The organism is Nocardia carnea (assembly GCF_029868325.1).
Classification (GTDB): domain Bacteria; phylum Actinomycetota; class Actinomycetes; order Mycobacteriales; family Mycobacteriaceae; genus Nocardia; species Nocardia carnea_C.
In genome coordinates this window covers 1-2,808 of the sequence record NZ_JARWNW010000279.1, presented here as the reverse complement: position 1 = coordinate 2,808, position 2,808 = coordinate 1, and the positions used below count along the sequence as shown (strand labels likewise).

5 protein-coding genes and 1 pseudogene are annotated in these 2,808 nt (G+C 61.9%); 3 read left to right on the top strand and 3 right to left on the bottom strand.

Annotation, left to right across the window (positions count from 1 at the left end; genetic code table 11):
* Nucleotides 1-71: 71 nt before the first annotated feature.
* Together QH196_RS27080 and QH196_RS27075 are read right to left on the bottom strand one after the other, a co-directional pair.
* A complete protein-coding gene (locus QH196_RS27080) occupies nt 72-281 on the bottom strand; it encodes a DUF397 domain-containing protein (RefSeq protein WP_280418666.1) in 210 nt (69 codons plus the stop codon).
* Nucleotides 278-1,162, bottom strand: coding sequence for a helix-turn-helix domain-containing protein (locus QH196_RS27075; protein WP_280418665.1), 885 nt, complete (start codon nt 1,160-1,162; stop codon nt 278-280). The genes QH196_RS27080 and QH196_RS27075 overlap by 4 nt, the downstream gene beginning before the upstream one ends.
* A gap of 338 nt (nt 1,163-1,500) precedes the next feature.
* Here QH196_RS27075 and QH196_RS27070 point away from each other — a divergent pair, with 338 nt between their 5' ends.
* The 3 genes from QH196_RS27070 to QH196_RS27060 all read left to right on the top strand — a co-directional run bounded on the left by QH196_RS27070 (nt 1,501) and on the right by QH196_RS27060 (nt 2,670).
* A complete protein-coding gene (locus QH196_RS27070) occupies nt 1,501-1,644 on the top strand; it encodes a hypothetical protein (protein WP_231508744.1) in 144 nt (47 codons plus the stop codon).
* 165 nt (nt 1,645-1,809) lie between these two features.
* Nucleotides 1,810-1,998, top strand: a complete 189-nt coding sequence (locus QH196_RS27065; RefSeq protein ID WP_280418664.1) for a hypothetical protein — start codon at nt 1,810-1,812, stop codon at nt 1,996-1,998.
* Between the two features lie 162 nt (nt 1,999-2,160).
* Nucleotides 2,161-2,670 carry a hypothetical protein gene (locus QH196_RS27060; protein ID WP_280418663.1) on the top strand — a complete coding sequence of 170 codons (510 nt, stop codon included), beginning with the start codon at nt 2,161-2,163 and terminating at the stop codon, nt 2,668-2,670.
* A 9-nt stretch (nt 2,671-2,679) separates the two neighbouring features.
* On the opposite strand, the pseudogene QH196_RS32595 reads toward QH196_RS27060, so the two are convergent.
* A pseudogene (locus QH196_RS32595) lies at nt 2,680-2,808 on the bottom strand (transposase); the annotation flags it as partial.

Here is a 2,808-nt window from a genome sequence, read left to right as displayed (position 1 = left end):
TGTTGGACGGCACGACGAACCCCGCCCCGGGCGGATCCCCGGCGGCGGGGTCATCTCGTCGGCAAATGCACTCAGGGTTTCGGTTCAACTCCGGTGTCTTCGACGGCAGCCGTGAACGCATCCCACGCATCCGGTCCGAACACCAGGGCCGGGCCGGTGGGGTTCTTCGAATCCCGCACACCTACCGCCCCACCACGCAGATGTGCGACCTCAACGCATTCTTTACCGCTCGCGCTTCGGCTGCTCTTGAACCATGCTGCATTGGATAGGTCGATATTCATGACCGGTGCTCCCTCGCCGTCGCCTCGATGAGACGCTGTGTGTCTAGCTCGTCCAATGCTACGTGCGAGATGGAATCACGGGCCGCCTGATACCTATCGATCTCGCTCGGCTTGTCGAGGTACAACGCTCCGGTGAAACCCTCCACGTACACGACGGGTGGTTCGGTGAGGACCGGATTCGCATGTTCAGGAAACTCCAGGAAGAGGAAATCCTTCGAGTTCAGCCCCAGATGATCCGGAGCATCGAGCGGGACGACACGCAGCGACACATTCGGCAGGGCACAAAGCGCTGCGAGGTGGTCCAACTGTTCCGCCACGACCTCGACGCCACCGACTGGATGCCGGAGCACAGCTTCGCTCAGTACGGCCCGCAGGGTGAAACCTGATGAATCATGGAGCCGTTCCTGGCGTCGCTGAAGCAGGAGGATTTCCCGGTCCAGGTCGACCGACTTCCCTAGGCACTTAGCAATCTCCCACATGGCCCGCCGGTAGCCAGGGGTCTGCAGCAACCCCGGCAATGACGTCGTCTGCCATGTGAAGACCTCACACGCTGCTTGCTCGAGCCCGAGGTACATCTCCACTTCCGGCACCACAGCATCGGCGTACGACTGCCACCATCCGTCCTTCCGAGATTCGTCCACCAGCCAGAGAAGTTCGCGCCTATCGACGACACTCGCCTCGTATACATCACAAAGCGCGTTGACGATGATCTTCTTCGTCTCACTGTTGCGCCCGGTTTCCAGCCGCCACAAGGTTTGCGCGCCCATCTCGCACCTGCGAGCCGCATGGGCACGGCTCAACCCGGCCAGCTCGCGCATCTCACGCAAGCGGCGGCCGAGTACGCGGCGCGGCAGGGTCGGCGGGTTCGGTTCGATCGACACAGGGGGTCGCCTTTCATTAGCGTTACTCGGGGTTATGTCATGTCGAATGGAACAGTCGAACAGCTTGGAATTACCGATCCATTCGGATCAAATCCATTGTGTGCCCGAATCTTACGAAGCTCTCCACTTTTTCGGAAGTGGATGTTCTACTGAACATGCACCCGCCCTGGCAGAAACCTCCGCCGTGGAAGTTTCCACCTGGCCGGACTGTCTCAAACGAGTCAGAATTTTCCGGGAACCCACCCCGGAAACCCCGCGATCCGACCACCACACCCCGAATTTGCGAGGCGACAATGACATTCGTCCTACCGGTGACAGATCACCGGCGCATACCGGTGATGACCATTTCCCACGCCCATCTCGTCATGCAAGCACATATCGACTGCCCGCTCACCGCCTGCCCACTGAAACAGCAGGCCAGAGACCGGTTGATCGAGGAACGCCGCCTCGTCCCCGGAGACCGGGAGTTCCTGGGCTATTGACCGAGTTCACCGAGGAACCCCCGACGAAAGAAACACTCCCGAACCGGATTCCCGGTGGAATTCCCATTCCGGATGGTCCGAAATGGAACGCCCCGGTAGATATCGCATCCCTTATCCGAATCGCCCACGCCCTGCACCAATGGCAATCACCCGACCGGAGCCACCGTGACCGATGAAACGGAATACCACCCCCTTTCGTTCGGCGCCCTCGCGGACCGGGCCCGCAATGCCGGCTACCGACTGATCCGCAACCCCCACGAGCCACCGAACTGGGCTCTACTCGACGCGGCCGACGGCGAACATCTCCACTCCGCAACAAATCTCGACGAGATCGCGCGGTACCTCGATGACTGACCCGACACACGCCACTTGTGCGCCAGGGGCCCGCCGAACGCGGCTGGTACGTACTCCGAGGGCCCTCGCGACCGGGTGGCACAATCTGGGCGGTTCGATCTCGTCCGGAAAACTTCCGGATCGGTGGAACCGGGTGGTGTCCAGCGGCGTCGGTTATGGGTGATGGATCTGTTGTCGAAGTGGAGGGGGCCTTCTGGCTGGAGGAACTCGGCCGCGCCGTACCGGCGCTTCAAGGCGGCCGGCTACGACATCGCCCTTGCGTCTCCGGCCGGTGGGCGGCCGCCGCTCGACCCGAAAAGCAATGAGCCCGGCTTCCAGACCGACGATACGCACTTGTTCGAGGCCGACACGGAAGCGTCTGCGGCACTGGCCGATACCGTGCGGCTCGACTCGGTCTCGGCCGAAGACTTCGACACCGTTTTCTACCCCGGCGGACACGGCCCGCTGTGGGACCTCGCCGAGGACCCCAGCTCCCGGCGGCTGATCGAAACCGCGCTGGTCGATGTCGTTCCATTCCTTGTCGAAAACGAGCTGCACGCGCTCGGCGGTAACTACTCGAAGGGCGCCGATTGGGGTTCCTATGTGGTCGAGGATGGACTACTGATCACAGGACAGAATCCCGGCTCCTCGGCTGCGGCGGCCGACGCACTGATAGCAAAACTCGCCGCATAAGAGGACGTCTTACGTGGTGAGTTTCTTGTAGCAGGTGAGAGCTGCGGCGAGTTGTAGAAATGCTGCGAAGAGGTGGCCGTGTCGTTCGTAGCGGATCGTCAGGCGCCGGTATCCGGTCAACCACGCAATGGTCCGTTC

Coding starts and splice junctions, on each gene's coding strand:
- QH196_RS27080 (WP_280418666.1), bottom strand. CDS start 281: ATGAATATCGACCTATCCAATGCAGCATGGTTCAAGAGCAGCCGAAGC.
- QH196_RS27070 (WP_231508744.1), top strand. CDS start 1,501: ATGACCATTTCCCACGCCCATCTCGTCATGCAAGCACATATCGACTGC.
- QH196_RS27060 (WP_280418663.1), top strand. CDS start 2,161: ATGGATCTGTTGTCGAAGTGGAGGGGGCCTTCTGGCTGGAGGAACTCG.